The organism is Streptosporangiales bacterium, assembly GCA_009379955.1.
Classification (GTDB): Bacteria; Actinomycetota; Actinomycetes; order Streptosporangiales; family WHST01; genus WHST01.
Window position 1 is genome coordinate 1 of sequence record WHST01000069.1, and the last position, 15945, is coordinate 15945.

General features: G+C 70.0%; 19 protein-coding genes. 8 read left to right on the forward strand and 11 right to left on the reverse strand.

All coding sequences use genetic code 11. From position 1 onward, the window contains the following. Positions 1-171: 171 nt before the first annotated feature. Positions 172-1461: an aminotransferase class III-fold pyridoxal phosphate-dependent enzyme gene (locus GEV10_19585; GenBank protein ID MQA80649.1), complete on the reverse strand. Its 1290-nt coding sequence runs from the start codon at positions 1459-1461 to the stop codon at positions 172-174. A gap of 165 nt (positions 1462-1626) precedes the next feature. Here GEV10_19585 and GEV10_19590 point away from each other — a divergent pair, with 165 nt between their 5' ends. From GEV10_19590 to GEV10_19600, 3 genes are read left to right on the forward strand one after another with little or no spacing between them, the layout of a single operon-like run. Next, positions 1627-1989 carry a hypothetical protein gene (locus tag GEV10_19590; protein MQA80650.1) on the forward strand — a complete coding sequence of 121 codons (363 nt, stop codon included), beginning with the start codon at positions 1627-1629 and terminating at the stop codon, positions 1987-1989. A gap of 50 nt (positions 1990-2039) precedes the next feature. Continuing rightward, complete coding sequence (locus GEV10_19595; protein ID MQA80651.1) at positions 2040-3455, forward strand: HAMP domain-containing protein; 1416 nt, start codon at positions 2040-2042, stop codon at positions 3453-3455. Between the two features lie 5 nt (positions 3456-3460). After that, positions 3461-4138, forward strand: a complete 678-nt coding sequence (locus tag GEV10_19600) for a response regulator (protein MQA80652.1) — start codon at positions 3461-3463, stop codon at positions 4136-4138. 12 nt (positions 4139-4150) lie between these two features. Here GEV10_19600 and GEV10_19605 read toward each other — a convergent pair whose 3' ends face one another. Continuing rightward, positions 4151-4576 carry a hypothetical protein gene (locus tag GEV10_19605; protein ID MQA80653.1) on the reverse strand — a complete coding sequence of 142 codons (426 nt, stop codon included), beginning with the start codon at positions 4574-4576 and terminating at the stop codon, positions 4151-4153. A 146-nt stretch (positions 4577-4722) separates the two neighbouring features. Here GEV10_19605 and GEV10_19610 point away from each other — a divergent pair, with 146 nt between their 5' ends. The 3 genes from GEV10_19610 to GEV10_19620 are packed head-to-tail and all read left to right on the forward strand — an operon-like array spanning position 4723 to position 7238. Continuing rightward, positions 4723-5655 (forward strand): ATP-binding cassette domain-containing protein, encoded by a 933-nt coding sequence (locus tag GEV10_19610; protein MQA80654.1) that lies wholly within the window; start codon positions 4723-4725, stop codon positions 5653-5655. A gap of 1 nt (position 5656) precedes the next feature. Further along, the gene (locus GEV10_19615) at positions 5657-6439 is read left to right on the forward strand and encodes an ABC transporter (protein ID MQA80655.1); all 783 of its coding nucleotides are present in this window, start codon (positions 5657-5659) and stop codon (positions 6437-6439) included. A 13-nt stretch (positions 6440-6452) separates the two neighbouring features. Further along, the gene (locus GEV10_19620) at positions 6453-7238 is read left to right on the forward strand and encodes an ABC transporter (protein ID MQA80656.1); all 786 of its coding nucleotides are present in this window, start codon (positions 6453-6455) and stop codon (positions 7236-7238) included. Positions 7239-7248: 10 nt separating this feature from the next. On the opposite strand, the gene GEV10_19625 is transcribed toward GEV10_19620, so the two are convergent. From GEV10_19625 to GEV10_19665, 9 genes are all read right to left on the reverse strand, one after another. Then, entirely contained in the window at positions 7249-7572 is a 324-nt protein-coding gene (locus GEV10_19625) for a DUF2469 family protein (GenBank protein MQA80657.1), read from the reverse strand. Next, entirely contained in the window at positions 7569-8285 is a 717-nt protein-coding gene (locus GEV10_19630) for a ribonuclease HII (protein MQA80658.1), read from the reverse strand. Before GEV10_19630 ends, GEV10_19625 begins: the two co-directional genes overlap by 4 nt. Next, the gene (gene lepB, locus GEV10_19635) at positions 8282-9277 is read right to left on the reverse strand and encodes a signal peptidase I (protein MQA80659.1); all 996 of its coding nucleotides are present in this window, start codon (positions 9275-9277) and stop codon (positions 8282-8284) included. The genes GEV10_19630 and lepB overlap by 4 nt, the downstream gene beginning before the upstream one ends. A gap of 46 nt (positions 9278-9323) precedes the next feature. Beyond that, entirely contained in the window at positions 9324-9683 is a 360-nt protein-coding gene (gene rplS, locus GEV10_19640) for a 50S ribosomal protein L19 (GenBank protein ID MQA80660.1), read from the reverse strand. A gap of 119 nt (positions 9684-9802) precedes the next feature. Next, the gene (gene trmD / locus GEV10_19645; GenBank protein MQA80661.1) at positions 9803-10522 is read right to left on the reverse strand and encodes a tRNA (guanosine(37)-N1)-methyltransferase TrmD; all 720 of its coding nucleotides are present in this window, start codon (positions 10520-10522) and stop codon (positions 9803-9805) included. Positions 10523-10524: 2 nt separating this feature from the next. After that, positions 10525-11037 carry a ribosome maturation factor RimM gene (gene rimM / locus GEV10_19650; GenBank protein ID MQA80662.1) on the reverse strand — a complete coding sequence of 171 codons (513 nt, stop codon included), beginning with the start codon at positions 11035-11037 and terminating at the stop codon, positions 10525-10527. A 14-nt stretch (positions 11038-11051) separates the two neighbouring features. After that, positions 11052-11321, reverse strand: coding sequence for an RNA-binding protein (locus tag GEV10_19655; GenBank protein ID MQA80663.1), 270 nt, complete (start codon positions 11319-11321; stop codon positions 11052-11054). 2 nt (positions 11322-11323) lie between these two features. Next, positions 11324-11734 (reverse strand): 30S ribosomal protein S16, encoded by a 411-nt coding sequence (gene rpsP, locus GEV10_19660; protein ID MQA80664.1) that lies wholly within the window; start codon positions 11732-11734, stop codon positions 11324-11326. Positions 11735-11920: 186 nt separating this feature from the next. Further along, on the reverse strand, positions 11921-13477 hold the full coding sequence (locus GEV10_19665) for a signal recognition particle protein (GenBank protein MQA80665.1): 1557 nt from the start codon (positions 13475-13477) through the stop codon (positions 11921-11923). A 135-nt stretch (positions 13478-13612) separates the two neighbouring features. Here GEV10_19665 and GEV10_19670 point away from each other — a divergent pair, with 135 nt between their 5' ends. Both GEV10_19670 and GEV10_19675 read left to right on the forward strand, forming a co-directional pair. Then, entirely contained in the window at positions 13613-14839 is a 1227-nt protein-coding gene (locus GEV10_19670) for an ABC transporter substrate-binding protein (protein MQA80666.1), read from the forward strand. 112 nt (positions 14840-14951) lie between these two features. Beyond that, a complete protein-coding gene (locus GEV10_19675) occupies positions 14952-15905 on the forward strand; it encodes a branched-chain amino acid ABC transporter permease (GenBank protein ID MQA80667.1) in 954 nt (317 codons plus the stop codon). Positions 15906-15945 lie beyond the last annotated feature (40 nt).

The window sequence follows — 15945 nt, forward strand, 5'->3', positions numbered from 1 at the left end:
CCCAACAACGACGTGGACGCTTCGCTGTCGCCAGGCGCGGCGCACCCAACAACGACGTGGACGCTTCGCTGTCGCCAGGCGCGGCGCACCCAACAACGACGTGGACGCTTCGCTGTCGCTATGACGACGGCGAAGCGTCCACGCGGATGAAGATCGGTGAGCGCTCCGTGCCTACAGGGCCGCCAGGGAGTCGGCGATGGCGCGGAGGCCCTCGTCGACCTCGTCGGCGGTGATCGTCAGCGGCGGGGCGATGCGCAGCACGTTGCCGTACAGGCCGCCCTTGCCGATCAGCAGCCCGCGCTCCCTGGTGCTCTCGAGCACCTTCGCCGCGGCCGCCGTCGACGGCGTCTTGCCGTCGGCCTCGACGAGCTCGACGCCGACCATCAGGCCCTTGCCCCGCACGTCGCCGACCACCGGGTACTTCGCCTGCAGCTCACGCAGCCCGGAGATCAGCCGCGAGCCGACCTCGTGGGCGTGCCGCTGCAGGTCGTGGTCGCGTACGTAGTCGAGCACGGCGAGCGCCGCGCGGGTGGCGACCGGATTGCCGCCGAACGTGGAGATCGAGTTCGCGTTGACACTGTCCATCAGGTCGCCCCGCGCCACGATGCCGCCGATGGCGAGGCCGTTGCCGAGTCCCTTGGCGAACGTCATCGCGTCCGGCACCACACCGTGTGCCTGGATGCCCCAGAAGTGCTCGCCCGTGCGGCCCCAGCCGGTCTGCACCTCGTCGGACACGAAGAGGATGCCGTACTCGTCGAGCACCTCCTTCATCGCGCCGAAGAACCCGTCCGGCGGCGTGGCGAACCCGCCGACGCCCTGGATCGGCTCGGCGATCATGCAGGCGACGTCGCCGGCCGTGGTCGTGACGATCACCTCGCGCAGGTCGTCGACACACGCCGCGATGAAGCCCTCGTCGTCGAGGTGACCGAACGGGCTGCGGAACCGGTAGCCCGAGTGCACGTAGCTCACGTTGACGGGGGTGAGGCTCGACGCCGACCACCCGCGGTTGCCGGTGATGCCCATCGCGGCGTACGAGCGGCCGTGGTAGCTGTTGCGCAGCGCGAGGATCTGGTTGCTCCGCCGGTACTGCGTCGCGAGCAGGAGCGCTGCCTCGTTGGCCTCGGTGCCGGAGTTCGCGAAGAACACCTTCGCGTCCGGGATGCCGGACAGCTCGGCGATCCGCTCGGCGAGCTCCACCTGCTGCCGGATGAGATACAGCGTCGATGTGTGGACGACGCCGGTGTCGAGCTGCTCGCGTACGGCGTCGCGCACCTCGGGTACGCCGTAGCCGAGCATGTTGGTCAGGATGCCCGCGAAGAAGTCGAGGTACGTGTTGCCCTCACCGTCGGTCACCCGGCGACCGTCGCCCGAGACCAGCTCGATCGGCTGGTCGTAGAGCACGGCGATCCAGTCCGGTAGTACCGCCTGGTGCCTCTTCCACAGATCCGCGTGCTCTCCCATCGGCCACTCTCCCTCCGTTCGCCCGGCGTCCTTCTCTCACCTTGCCATGTCGGGAGTGACTGTCCCACCGGCGTTCCGCTGGCTGGGACACGGCCGGAGCCGGGATGAGAGACTTCTCATCCGCATCTCATCACCGGCTCAGTACGGACTGGCACCGTAGGGCACATGAAACACCTCCGCCGACCCGGCCGTCTCGTGGTCGTCCTCCTGCTCCTCGGCTGCGCCGTGCTCGCCGCGGCCCTGCTCACGGTCCGCAGCACGACGGCGCAGAGCCCGGAACCGTCGCTCGGTCCCCTCGTCGACGCGACCAGGACCAGCGGGTCGACGCCCACGCCGACCACCGCGCCGCCGTCGACGACCTCGCCGTCCCCGTCGTCCCCGTCGGCCACCGACGACGATGACGACGACGGCGCCACGCCGGTGCCGCCCGGCAGCCCGTCGACCGCCGGTGACGACGATGACGACGATGATGACGACGACGACGACGACGGTCGCGGTCGAGGCCGCGGCCGCGGCGACGACGACTGACGGATGTCCCCTCTCTGCCCTCGATCGTCCCGCACACTGGCGTGATGAAGATCAGCGCGAGGTTCCGCATCCTCTCCTGGATGCTGCTGCTCGTCGCGGTCGCGCTCCTGCTGTCGATCCTCGCCACCAGGGCGATCCTCGCCGGGGCGCTGACCGACCGCCTCGACGCGGAGCTCGCCCAGGAGGTGGGCGAGTTCCGGACGTTCGCGAAGGACACCAGGGCCGCGAGCGTCGACGACCTGCTCGCCGAGCACCTGCGGCAGAAGCTGCCCGACCGCAACGAGACGTTCTTCAGCATCGTCGGGGGCGTCGCGTCGCGCCGCTCGTCGCACACGCCGCCGGCGCGGCTCGACCAGGACGACGCCCTGGTCCGCGAGATCGCCTCGGCGCGCACGCCCAGGTACGGCTGGGCCGAGTCCTCCGTCGGAAGGGTGCGGTACGCGGTCGTTCCAGTGCGCCTCACGGGTGACACCCGCCTGGGGCACCTCGTTGCCGCCGAGTTCTACGACCTCGAGGCCCGCGAGAACGCCACCACCGTCCGGGTGCTCACCCTGGTCGGCTTCGGCTCGCTCGCGGTGGCCGGCGCGGTCGGCTGGGTCGTCGCCGGACGCGTGCTCGCCCCCGTTCGGCTGCTGCGGCAGATGGCCGGGCGGGTGACCGGCGAGGACCTCGCGGGTCGCATCGAGGTGACGGGCAACGACGACCTCGCCCAGCTCGCCTCGACGTTCAACACCATGCTCGACCGGCTCGAGCAGGGCTTCGCGACGCAACGGCGGTTCCTCGACGACGCGGGTCACGAGCTCCGCACGCCGATCACCGTGATCCGCGGCCATCTCGAGCTGATGGGCGACGACCCGCACGAGCGGGAGGAGACGCTCGCGCTGGTCAGCGACGAGCTCGCCCGGATGAACCGCATCGTCGAGGACCTCCTGCTCCTCGCCCGGTCCGAGCAGCCCAACTTCCTGTCGCCGGGCGAGGTCGAGCTCGCCGACCTCACGGTGCAGGTCGTCGCGAAGTCCAGGGCGCTCGGCGACCGGCGCTGGGGCGTCGACGACATCGCCGAGCGCATCGTCCTCGCCGACAGCCAACGGCTGACACAGGCCCTCATGCAGCTCACTTCGAACGCCGTCGCGCACACGCGGCACGGCGACTCGATCGGCGTCGGCTCCGCCGTCAACGACAGCCGGGTCCTGTTGTGGGTACGCGACACCGGGCACGGCATCCCCGCGGACGAGCTCGACCAGCTGTTCGAACGCTTCAGCCGCGGCAGCAGGGCCGGGCGCGGGACGGGTGCGGGGCTGGGGCTCGCCATCGTCAGATCGATCGCCCGCGCCCACGGCGGCACCGTCCGGGTCGCCAGCGAGGAGGGCAAGGGCGCGACGTTCACCCTCGACCTGCCTCTGCGCGACTGGACCGTCCCGCACGGTGGCCCGCGGGCCGTACGCCACGCCGGAGACCGGAGGTAGATGACATGGCCAGCCGCATCCTCATCGCGGAGGACGAGGCGCGGATCGCGTCGTTCGTCGAGAAGGGACTGCGCGCCAACGGCTTCACGACCACGATCGCGACTGACGGCACCACCGCCTACAGCCTCGCGAAGTCGGGGGCGTTCGACCTCGTCGTCCTCGACATCGGCCTGCCGGGCGAGGACGGCTTCAGCGTGCTGCGCAGGCTGCGTGCCGAGCGGGTGACGATCCCGGTCATCATCCTGACCGCGCGCGACGAGGTGGCCGACCGGGTGGCGGGACTCGAGGGCGGCGCCGACGACTACGTGCCCAAGCCGTTCGCGTTCGAGGAGCTCCTCGCCCGCGTCCGGCTGCGGCTCTACGCCGACCACGTCGCGGAACCCACGACGCTGCGCGCCGGTGCCGTGGTCCTCGACCTGCGCACCCGCAAGGCGACCATCGGCGACAAGGTGGTGGAGCTGAGCGCCCGCGAGTTCGCCCTCGCCGAGCTGCTGGTGCGCCACCCGGACCAGGTGCTGTCCCGCGAGCAGATCCTCAGCCACGTCTGGGGCCTCGACTTCGACCCCGGGTCGAACGTCGTCGACGTCTACATCAGGTACCTGCGCCGCAAGCTCGGCGCCGACACCATCGCGACCGTCCGCGGCATGGGGTACCGCCTGGTGGCTCAGGAGTCCGGCGGCTGAACCGCCACGAGCTCACCGCCGCGTCGTCGCGGCGACGCCGGCGATCAGGATGCCGCCGACCACGAGGTGCATGCAGAGCAGCGTGACCATCGCCCCGACGCTCACCGCGCCCAGCGGCCCGGTCAGCGAGATCGCGAGCACGACACCCGAGACGATCAGCCAGACCATCCGCCCGCGCGCCAGCAGCCGCTCGAGCAGCGCGAGCAGGCCCAATCCAACCGCGCTCGCACCTACGGCCATCAGCAGCACCGCGAGCGGCCCGACGTGCATCTGCCCGCCCGCCCGGACGATGAGGTCGACCCCGGCCACCGGCACGGCGACCGCCCACACGGCGAACCCGCCCGCGACCGCGCCGAGCGCCGCGCTCAGGCGCTTCCCCCAGGCTGCCGTCCCGCGCATGTTCGGTTCGGCTGCCGCCTCGTTCGCGGTGTTCGTCATCTCGAGCCCATCCCCTCGGTCGTGCCCGTCGGGTACTGCCGTCGCCGAGAACGCTACGGACGGTACGCGACGCCCGAGCAGTACCGCAGGAACAGAGTCGGAAATCGGTTGCCGGACTGTCGGCCGGGACGGGTAGCGTCCTGATCGTGGCAGAAACCCGCACGCTCGTGCACGCGCGCGCCCTGGTCAAGCGCTTCGGCTCGTTCGAGGCCGTGCGCGGGATCGACCTCGACGTGCGCCGCGGCGAGTTCTTCGGCTTCCTCGGGCCGAACGGCGCGGGCAAGAGCTCGACCATGCGCATGGTCGCCTGCGTGTCGCCACCCACGGGCGGCGAGCTGTCGATCCTCGAGATGGATCCACGCCGGGAAGGACCGGAGATCCGGGCCCGCCTCGGCGTCGTGCCCCAGGACGACACGCTCGACACCGAGCTCACCTGCCGCGAGAACCTCGTGGTCTACGCCCGCTACTTCGGCATCCCGCGCCGTATCGCCAAGCAGCGGGCCGACGAGCTACTCGAGTTCGTCCAGCTCACCGACCGGGCCGGCGACAAGGTGGAGCCGCTGTCCGGCGGCATGAAGCGGCGACTGACCATCGCGCGCTCGCTCGTCAACGAGCCCGAGCTGCTGCTGCTCGACGAGCCGACGACCGGGCTCGACCCGCAGGCACGCCACCTGGTCTGGGACAAGCTGTTCCGGCTCAAGACCCAGGGCGTCACCCTCGTCCTCACCACGCACTACATGGACGAGGCCGAGCAGCTCTGCGACCGGCTCGTGGTCATGGACAAGGGCGAGATCGCCGCGCAGGGCTCGCCCCGCGAGCTGATCGGGCGCTACGCCACCCGCGAGGTCGTCGAGCTGCGGTTCGACGTCGCCGACCACGGCGACGTGGCGACCAAGCTCGACGGCATCGTCGAGCGTCAGGAGGTGCTGCCCGACCGCATCCTGCTGTACTCCGACCATGGCGAAACCGCCCTGGCCGAGGTCCACGACCGCGGCCTGTCGCCGCTCAGCGCCCTGGTGCGGCGCAGCACGCTGGAGGACGTCTTCCTCCGCCTCACCGGCCGCACGCTCGTCGACTGACATGAGCGTCTCCGCCGCCAACGCGTCCCACGCGTTCGAGTGCTACATCCAGCAGTACCGCCGCACCTGGCGCGGCAGCGTCTTCTCCACGTTCCTCATGCCGCTGGTCTACCTCGGGGCGATGGGAGTCGGGGTCGGCACCCTCATCGACGACCCCGGCGTGACGGGCTCGCTCGGCGGCTCGTACCTCGACTTCCTGGCACCGGGCCTGCTCGCCGCGTCGGTCCTGCTGGTGGTCATCGGCGAGTGCACCTGGCCGGTCATCTCGCAGATCAAGTGGGACAAGACCTTCTACGCCATGCTCGCCACGCCGCTGAGCAGCACCGACGTCCTCGTCGGCCACCTCGCGTGGGTCGGCGTGCGCGCGGCCATGACGGCCGCGGCGACGTACCTCGCGATGCTGGTCTTCGGCGTGGTCGACCACGCACTGTCCCTGCTGACCCTGCCGGCCGCGATCCTCACCGGCCTGGCGCTCGCCACGCCGATCTACGCGTTCGCGGTGACGCGCAAGAACGAAGCATCGTTCTCGCTGCTCTACCGGTTCGGCAGCGTGCCGCTCTTCCTGTTCTCCGGCACCTTCTTCCCGGTCACCGAGCTGCCCACCGCGGTCCAGCCGCTTGCGTACGTCTCGCCGCTGTGGCACGGCGTCGACCTGTGCCGCACCCTCGTCGCCGGCGGCACGACGCTGCCGATGGCGCTGCTCCACGTCGGCTACCTCGCCGGCTGGATGGTGGTCGGCTTCGTGCTCGCCCGCCGCGGGTTCGCCAGGCGGATGGTGGTGTGAGGTGGTCACCACGATGTTCGTCACGCGCTCGATGACCAGCCGCGGCAAGGGCCGCAGGATGTTCGAGCGCAACGTCCTCGCCTACCGCAGCGGCTGGTTCGTCTTCGCCTCGGGGCTGTTCGAGCCGGTGTTCTACCTGTTCTCGCTGGGCATCGGTCTCGGTGCGCTCGTCGGCACGATCGACGTCGGCGGCCGGCAGGTGCCGTACCCCGTGTTCGTCGCACCGGCGATGCTCGCGGTGTCGGCCATGAACGGCGCGCTCACCGAGACGACCTTCAACATGTTCGCGCGGCTCAAGTACGCGCGGCTCTACGACTCGGTCCTCGCCACACCGATGCGTCCGGTCGACGTCGCCCTCGGCGAGATCGCCTGGGCGCTCGCGCGGGGCGGCTGCTACTCGGCGGCGTTCCTCGCGCTGATGGCCGTCATGGGCTATGTCGAGTCCTGGTACGGGCTGCTCGCGCTGCCCGCGACGATCCTCATCGGCTACGCGTTCGGCGCCGTCGGCATGGCGTTCGCGACGTTCATGCGCAGCTGGCAGGACTTCGACTACCTCGGCTTCGTCATCATGGTGCTGTTCCTGCTGTCGGCGACGTTCTACCCGCTCGACGTCTACCCCGACTGGGTGCAGCCGATCGTGCAGTGGACCCCGCTGACCCAGTCCGTCGAGCTGATCCGCGAGCTGACCACCGGCAGCATCTCCGCCATGACCGCCGTGCACGCCGGCTACCTCGCGGTGCTCAGCGTCGCCGGCTCCGTCGCGTCGAGCCGCCGCATCGACCGCCTGCTCTGCCAGTGAGGCGCGCCGGTCAGACCTCGCCGTCCTTCGGGAGGTCGAGGTCGTCGCTCTGGGCGAGCTCCTCGATGTTGACGTCCTTGAACGTCACCACCCGCACGCTCTTCACGAACCGCTTCATCCGGTAGAGGTCCCACACCCAGGCGTCGGTCATGGTGACCTCGAAGTACACCTCGCCGGTGCCCGACGTGCGCACCTGCAGCTGGACGTCGTTGGTCAGGTAGAAGCGCCGCTCCGTCTCGACCGAGTGCGTGAACAGGCGGAGCACGTCGCGGTACTCCTTGTAGAGCTGGAGCTCCATCTCGGTCTCGTACTTCTCGAGATCCTCGGTACTCATGCGCGCCTCACCTCTTCCTCCTCCTCGAGCGTCAGGCCGTCGATCGGGGCCTCCCCGTCATCATGTCTCATCGCGCCCCGCACCGTGACGAACCGCCGACGGTGCTCCGGACACGGTCCGTGGTCGGCGAGTGTCCTGCGGTGACCCGCTGTCACGTAGCCCTTGTGCACGTCGAACCCGTACGCGGGGAACTCCTCGTGCATCTCCGTCATCAGCCGGTCCCTGGTGACCTTGGCGATCACCGATGCCGCGGCCACGCAGCCGATCACGGCGTCGCCCTTGGGCACGGCCAGCCCGGGGACCCCGAGGCCGCTCACCGGGAAGCCGTCGCTCAGCACGTAGCGCGGCTGCGGGTCGAGCCGCGCGAGCGCCCGGCGCATGCCCTCGATGTCCGCGACGTGCATGCCGAGCCGGTCGCACTCCCCGGCCGCCACGACGACGACACTCCAGGCGAGCGCACGCCGGACGATCTCCCGGTACGCGCGCTCGCGCTTGAGCGGGGTCATGACCTTGGAGTCGGCGAGCTCCGGGACGATGCCCCGCTGCCCGCCGGGCAGGATCGCCGCACCCACCACCAGTGGCCCGGCACACGCGCCCCGTCCTGCCTCGTCGACGCCCGCCACCGGGGCGAGGCCCGACCTGGCCAGCGCCCGCTCGTATCCGTAGAGGCCGGAGTCGCGGCGCACGCGGATGGGCTGTGTGGTGCCGATCATGGTCGTCGCGGGCGCCACCTGCGGGGACGGCCGGGCGCGAGCGTCAGCACACCGGCGAGCGCGACCAGCGGTGCGTGGTCGCCGCCCGTGCCCACGACGCCGGACGGCTGGGCGGCTCCGTGCAGGGCACGTTGGTCGAACGTGTCGGGGCGCGCCAGCGATGTCCAGTGGTCGGTCGGCCAGACGATCGCGAACGCCTTGCCGATGACCGCGTCCTCGGGCACCGTGCCGAGGTTGCCGTCGTCGACGTGCTCGCGCGAGTCGGCCGACAGCGACCGGTGGTCACCCATCACCCACAGCCGCCCCTGCGGGACGGTGACGGCGTTCTTGCCCGCGAACTCCTTCGCGCACGGCTGGTCGCCCGGGTAGAGGTAGGGCTTCTCCTGCAGCCGCACGCCGTTGACGTACATGCCGAACCCGGTGTCGGACCTGCGGCACTCGACCTTGTCACCGGGGACGCCGATGACCCGCTTGACGAAGTCCTCCTCGCCGATGGGCGTGCCGCCGAAGAACTGCGAGATCCAGCGGAACGCCCGCACCACGGGGTTGGCCTGGTCGTCGGCCGGCACCTCCACCTCGGGGGTGAAGGACCCGGCGCCGTCGAAGACGATCACATCGCCGCGTTCGACGTCGCCGAAGCGGTACACCATCTTGTTGACGAGGACCTTGTCGCCGATCTGCAGGGTGTTCTCCATCGACCCCGACGGGATCATGTACGCCTCGAACACGAGGCCGCGCAGTAACGCCGTCAGACCGAGCACGAGCACGACGAGGATCACGAGCTCCTTGAAGAAGGCGCTCTTCTTGCTGGTGGTCCCCTTGTCGCCCGACGCCTTGGCCGACTCCCTCACGTCGCCGACCCTTCCCGTCCCGCGACCCTCCGACGGGTCCTGCCTCGCACCAGCCCGGCGCCGACCACGACGTGCAGCGTCGGGACGATGTCTTCCCCCCGTGGTCCCGGCCGGTGCCGAGGTCTCCAGATCGTCGGTCATCGCGTCAGAGCGTATCCCGTCAGTGGGGCCAGGATCGGTCACGACATCAGGACGCGGAGGAGACCTCGCGACGCTCCTTGATCTTCGCGGCCTTGCCGCGGCGGTCACGCAGGTAGTAGAGCTTCGCCCGACGGACGTCGCCGCGCGTGGCGACCTCGATGCGCTCGATGGTCGGCGCGTGGATCGGGAACGTGCGTTCGACCCCCACGCCGTAGCTGACCTTGCGCACGGTGAACGACTCGCGCAGCCCGGCGCCCTGGCGACGGATGACGGCACCCTGGAAGACCTGGATGCGGCTCTTGTTGCCCTCGACGACGCGGACGTGGACCTTGAGCGTGTCGCCGGCGCGGAAGTCCGGGATGTCCGCACGCATCGAGGCGGCGTCGATCTCGTCGAGGCGGTGCATGATGAGTCCTTCGCAGGAAGTCGTGGGAATGCTCTCGCCGGCCAGTCCACTGGCACGGGTCGTTCAAGTTTGCCACACGGGCGGGAGACCAGCGAATCCAGCCCTGGCGGCCGGCCTCTCTACGGCTGCGATCCCTCCGGCTCCTGCCCGAGCAGGTCGGGACGCCGCTCGGCGGTCCTGGCCAGCGCCGCCTCGCGTCGCCACCGGGCGACGAGCTGGTGGTTGCCGGAGAGCAGCTCCTCGGGCACGGCTCGGCCGCGCCACACGGCGGGCTTGGTGTACACCGGGTACTCGAGCAGACCGTCGACGTGGGACTCCTCGACCAGCGAGGCGGGGTTGCCGAGCACCCCGGGCAGCAGCCGGCTCGTCGCCTCGATCATGACGAGCGCCGCGACCTCGCCGCCGGCCAGCACGTAGTCGCCGATCGACACCTCCTCGACGGGGACCCGCTCGGCGTAGGCCTCCACCACCCGGGCGTCGATGCCCTCGTAGCGGCCGCAGGCGAAGACCAGCCACGGCTCCCGCGCGTAGCGGTGGGCGTCGTCCTGGGTGAACCTGTGCCCGCTGGGCGTCGGGACGACCACCCGCGGCGCACCGCCGCCGGCGTCCGACTCCGCCACCAGGGCGTCGAGCGCGCGCCCCCAGGGCTCGGGGGTCATCACCATGCCCGCGCCGCCGCCGTACGGCGAGTCGTCGACGGAGCGGTGGACGTCCTCGGTCCAGTCGCGCAGGTCGTGCACGCGGACGTCGAGCAGCCCGGTGGTCCTGGCACGCCCGATCAGCGAGACGTCCAGCGGCGCGAGGTACTCGGGGAAGATCGTGACGACGTCGATGCGCACCCTCAGCCCTCCTCGTCGTCAAGCAGACCGGGGGGCGGGTCGACCACCAGCCGGCGGTTGGCGAGGTCCACCACCGGCACCATCGCCGCGACGAACGGGACGAGCACCTCTCCGCCGGTCGCCCGCTCGATGACGAGCACGTCCTGGGCCGGGTGGAGGACGTCGGTGACCGTGCCGACCTCGGCGCCGTCGGTGGTGACGACTGACGAGCCGATCAGCTCGAGGTCGTGGACGTCGTCGGGGTCGGTGCTCGGCGTCAGGTCGTCGCTGTCGAACACGAGCTCGACTCCGCGTAGCCCCTCGGCGGACGTCCGGTCACCCGCCTCGGCGAACCGTACGCGCATCCGGTCGGCGTGCGGGCTCGCGGCCTCGATCGTCAGGGCGCCGGTGCCGTCACCGCGTCGCAGGACCGCACCGGCCCGGAACCGGCGTGCCGGTTCGTCGGTGCGGACGTCGACGAGCACGTCGCCGCGCAGCCCGTGGGCACGCAGCACCCGGCCGATGACGATGAGCACGGGGCGCCCCCGCGTCAGCGCCCCGCGCCGTTGCGCCGAGAGCCCCGTGAGGCGCCGTGCGCCTCGAACTCGACCCGCTGGTGCTCGCCCTGGGACAGGGCGTCGACGACCGTGCGGATGTTCTGCGCGGTACGGCCGCTGCGGCCGATCACGCGGCCGAGGTCGTCCGGGTGTACCCGGACATCGAGGATCTTGCCGCGGCGCAGCGCACGCGAGCGCACGGTCACGTCGTCCGGGTGGTCGACGATGCCGCGAACCAGGTGTTCGACGGTCTCGCTGAGCATGCTCAGGCCTCGCTGGAGGCGTCGGCCTGCGGCGCCTCACTCGCGGCCCTCTTGGCCGGCGCGCCGGAGTCGCCCGACTCCTTGGCGGCGGCCTCGTAAGCAGCCTGCTTGTCGGCCCGGGTCCTGGGCGGCTTCACGGTGCTCTCGGCGTTCGGGTCGCCCTGGAACCGCTGCCAGTCGCCGGTGAGCTTCAGCAGGTGGCGCACTGGGTCACTCGGCTGCGCGCCCACCTTCAGCCAGTACTGCGCCCGCTCGGAGTCGACCTCGATGAGCGAGGGGTCTTCCTTCGGGTGGTACTTGCCGATCTCCTCGATGGCGCGGCCGTCACGCTTGGTGCGTGAGTCCATGACCACGATGCGGTACTGGGGGTTGCGGATCTTCCCCAGGCGCTTGAGCCTGATCTTGACTGCCACGGGTGTGGTGTCTCCTCATGTGTCGTACGCGACTAGGCGACCGAAACCCCGGTGGGGTCGGTGTCCGGCGCCCGGGACGGCGCGTGCCGGAGGTAGAGAGGGACCTCGGCATCGCGCGCCAGTGTGCAATTGTGCCAGAACGCGCGACCCGCCGCGTACGGAGGGCCCGCGACCGGCCGCCGCGCCCTACTTCTCGCGCGGCGGGGGCGGGTTGAGCTTGGACAGGTCGGGCATGCGGAACCCGCCGAAGCCGCCGGGCATCCCCCCGCCGGGAGCGCCGCCGGTGAGGTCGGGCATGCCGGCCGGCAGCCCCAGCCCGCCCGGCTGCTTCGTGCCGCCGCCGCTGCGCCCCTTGGCCCCCTTCTTCTTGCCCTTGCCCTTCCCCTTGCGCTGCTGCTTGGCCTTGCGGCCGCCCGGCATACCCGGCATGCCGGGGATGCCACCGCCGCTCATCTGCTTCATCATCTTGCGCGCCTCGTTGAAGCGCTCGACGAGGTGGTTGACGTCGGTGACGGTGGTGCCCGAGCCGCTCGCGATGCGGAGCCGGCGCGAGCCGTTGATGATCTTCGGTGTATGGCGCTCCGCCGGTGTCATCGACTGGATGATCGCGGTGAGCCGGTCGACGTCGCGATCGTCGATCTGGTCGATCTGCTCGCGCATCTGGTTCATGCCGGGAACCATGCCGAGCAGGCTGGAGATCGATCCCAGCTTGCGCACCATCGCGATCTGCTGCAGGAAGTCCTCGAGGGTGAAGTCGTCGCCGGTGGCCAGCTTGCCGGCCATCTCGGTGGCCTGGTCCTCGTCGAACGTGCGCTGCGCCTGCTCGATCAGTGTCAGCATGTCGCCCATGCCGAGGATCCGCGACGCCATGCGGTCGGGGTGGAAGACGTCGAAGTCGTCGAGCTTCTCGCCGGTCGACGCGAACATCACCTGGCGGCCGGTCACGTGGGCGACCGACAGTGCGGCACCCCCGCGCGCGTCGCCGTCGAGCTTGGTGAGGACGACGCCGTCGAAGCCGACGCCCTCGAGGAACGCCTCCGCCGTGGTGACGGCGTCCTGACCGATCATCGCGTCGACGACGAACAGGATCTCGTCCGGATTGACGGCGTCGCGGATGTCCACCGCCTGCTTCATCATGTCCGCGTCGATGCCCAGGCGTCCGGCCGTGTCGACGAGGATCACGTCGTACTGCTGCCGCCTGGCGTGGTCGACGGCGTCGCGCGCGACGGCCACCGGGTCGCCGACGCCGTTGCCCGGCTCGGGGGCGAACACCGCGACCTGCGCGCGCTCGCCGAGCACCTGCAGCTGCTGCACCGCGTTGGGACGCTGGAGGTCGGCGGCGACGAGCAGCGGTACGTGGCCCTGCTCGCGCAACCAGTGCGCCAGCTTGCCGGCGAGCGTCGTCTTACCCGTGCCCTGCAGGCCCGCGAGCATGAGGACCGTCGGCGGTGTCTTGGCGAAGCGCAGCCGGCGGGTCTCGCCGCCGAGGGTGTCGACGAGCTCGTCGTTGACGATCTTGATGACCTGCTGCGCGGGATTGAGCGCGTCGTGCACCTCCGCGCCGAGGGCCCGTTCTTTGACGCGGGCAATGAAATCCTTGACCGCCGGCAGCGCGACGTCCGCCTCGAGCAGGGCGATGCGGATCTCGCGACAGGTGGAGGTGACGTCGTCCTCCGTCAGGCGCCCCTTCTTGCGGAGCGCGCTGAAGACGGACTCGAGTCGGTCGGTCAGGGTTTCAAACACGTTACGAAGTCCTCGGGTAGACACGTTCCGGTGGAATACTCACCAGGGTATCGGCACAGGTGGCGACCGTGGTCTACTCTCGGGCCACCTACGAGACGAGCCGAGTGGTTCGACCTACATTCTGGAGGAGAGAACGTGCGCCAACGTGCATGGGTCCGCGTCGGGGTGGCGTTCGCTGCCGCGGCGCTCGTCTTGACGTCCTGCGGCAACCGCGGCGAGGACAACAACAGTGGTGGCGGCGGTGACGACGCGGGCAAGGTCGCCAAGATCGGGGTCATCTCCCCCACCTCAGGTGATCTCTCGGCACTCGGCATCGGCATCCGCGACTCCGTCGACCTGGCTGTCAAGCAGGCCAACGAGAAGAAGCTCATCCCCGGCTGGACGCTCGAGGTCGCGGCGGAGGACGACGAGGGCAAGCCCGACGTCGCCAAGAACGCCGCCACCAAGCTCGCCAACGACGACGAGGTCGTCGCGGTGGTCGGCACGCTGAACTCCAGCACCAGCCAGCAGGTGCAGCCGGTCCTCTCGGCCGCGAACATCACCCAGGTCTCGCCGGCCAACACCGGCACCGAGCTGACCCAGGGCGCGGACTGGAAGACCACGCCGAAGCGGGCGTACGAGAACTACTTCCGCGTCTGCACCACCGACGCGATCCAGGGTCCGTTCGCGGCGCGCTACGTCTACAACGAACTGAAGATCACCGAGGTCGCGACGATCCACGACAAGAAGACCTACGGTCAGGGCCTCGCGGAGTCGTTCACCGCGGAGTTCGAGAAGCTCGGCGGCAAGATCGTGTCCAAGCAGACGATCACACCCGAGGACAAGGACTACAGCGCCGTCATCTCGAAGATCAAGCCGAAGAACCCCGGCCTGATCTACTACGGCGGCGAATACCCGCAAGCCGGTCCGCTGAAGCAGCAGCTCAAGTCGAACGGTGTCGACGCGAAGTTGATGGGTGGCGACGGCACGTACTCGACCGAGTTCATCCCGTTGGCGGGCAAGGCCGCGAGCGGCTTCCTCGCCACCTCGATCGGTGCGCCGCTGAACAAGCTCCCGGCGGCCGAGCAGTACACCAAGGACTACAAGGCGGGCGGCTACAAGGGTGACAACTCGTCGTACGGCGCGTACTCCTACGACTCCGCCACGGCGATCCTCAACGCACTCAAGACCTCGCTCAAGGATGCCGACGACGCCAAGTCGGCGCGGCAGGCGACGGTCGACGCGATGAAGGACGTCTCGTTCGACGGCCTCTCGGGCGAGGTCGCGTTCGACGAGTACGGCGACACCACCAACCGGGTACTGACCGTCTACGAGGTCAAAGGCGACGAGTTCACGGACGTCAACACCGAGGAGTTCAAGTAGTAGACGGCGGGAGACGAGAGCTCACACCGTGACAACCGGGGCCGGGCCACGAGCCTGGCCCCGGAGCGGTCACGTGGAGAACTGACCTCGGAGGTCCGCAAGCGTGGAGGTTCTGCCACACGGCCTTGAGCTGCTCCTGCAGCAACTGGTCAACGGACTGTCGCTGGGCGCCCTGTACGCGCTCATCGCAGTCGGTTACACCGTGGTGTACGGCATCATCCAGCTCATCAACTTCGCGCACGGCGAGGTGTTCATGATCGGGGCGTTCGGCGCGCTCACGGTGTGGACGGTGCTGTTCCGTGACATGACCGCGCTGTGGATCTTCCCGTTCATGGTGATCGGCGCCATCGGCGCGTCGATCGGCGTAGCCGTACTGATGGAGCGGGTGGCGTACCGGCCGTTACGCAGCGCACCGCGACTGGCGCCGCTGATCACCGCCATCGGCGTCTCGGTCTTCCTCCAGGAGGCCGTCCGCCTCTTCTACGGCCGGATCCCGAGCTTTCCCAACGCCACCAGGGCGATCCCGTTCCCGCAGATCGACGGCATCACCGGACAGCCGCTCGTCGTCTTCGGCGTCACCGTGCAGCGGTCGGCGGTGTTCACCATCACCGCGCTCATCATCTGCACGATCTTCCTGTACTGGTTCGTCAACCGCACCCGCACCGGCCGGGCGATGCAGGCGACGTCCCAGGATCCCGACACCGCGCGGCTGATGGGCATCAACGTCGACCGCATCATCGTCGTCGCGTTCGCCCTCGGTGCGGCCCTGGCCGCCATCGCGGGCATCGCGCACGGCCTCAAGTACACCAACATCGACTTCCGGATGGGATTCATCGCCGGGCTCAAGGCGTTCACTGCCGCTGTGCTCGGCGGTATCGGCAACATCTACGGCGCCGTGCTCGGCGGGCTCGTCCTCGGTCTCGTCGAGACCCTCGCGACGCAGTACATTCCCGGCCAGTTCGGCGGCAGCGCCTGGAAGGACGTCTGGGCGTTCGCGCTCCTCATCCTCGTCCTCGTCTTCCGGCCGCAGGGTCTGCTCGGCGCGCGGGTGGTGGACCGCGCATGAACCAAGCGCAGGAGCTCGGCGAGAGAGGAGGCGAGCGCGC

Excerpts from the sequence above, each read along its gene's own strand:
- GEV10_19585 (MQA80649.1), bottom strand. The coding sequence starts at position 1,461 with ATGGGAGAGCACGCGGATCTGTGGAAGAGGCACCAGGCGGTACTACCG.
- GEV10_19590 (MQA80650.1), top strand. The coding sequence starts at position 1,627 with ATGAAACACCTCCGCCGACCCGGCCGTCTCGTGGTCGTCCTCCTGCTC.
- GEV10_19600 (MQA80652.1), top strand. The coding sequence starts at position 3,461 with ATGGCCAGCCGCATCCTCATCGCGGAGGACGAGGCGCGGATCGCGTCG.
- GEV10_19605 (MQA80653.1), bottom strand. The coding sequence starts at position 4,576 with ATGACGAACACCGCGAACGAGGCGGCAGCCGAACCGAACATGCGCGGG.
- GEV10_19615 (MQA80655.1), top strand. The coding sequence starts at position 5,657 with ATGAGCGTCTCCGCCGCCAACGCGTCCCACGCGTTCGAGTGCTACATC.
- GEV10_19620 (MQA80656.1), top strand. The coding sequence starts at position 6,453 with ATGTTCGTCACGCGCTCGATGACCAGCCGCGGCAAGGGCCGCAGGATG.
- GEV10_19625 (MQA80657.1), bottom strand. The coding sequence starts at position 7,572 with ATGAGTACCGAGGATCTCGAGAAGTACGAGACCGAGATGGAGCTCCAG.
- GEV10_19630 (MQA80658.1), bottom strand. The coding sequence starts at position 8,285 with ATGATCGGCACCACACAGCCCATCCGCGTGCGCCGCGACTCCGGCCTC.
- lepB (MQA80659.1), bottom strand. The coding sequence starts at position 9,277 with ATGACCGACGATCTGGAGACCTCGGCACCGGCCGGGACCACGGGGGGA.
- rplS (MQA80660.1), bottom strand. The coding sequence starts at position 9,683 with ATGCACCGCCTCGACGAGATCGACGCCGCCTCGATGCGTGCGGACATC.
- GEV10_19655 (MQA80663.1), bottom strand. The coding sequence starts at position 11,321 with ATGCTCAGCGAGACCGTCGAACACCTGGTTCGCGGCATCGTCGACCAC.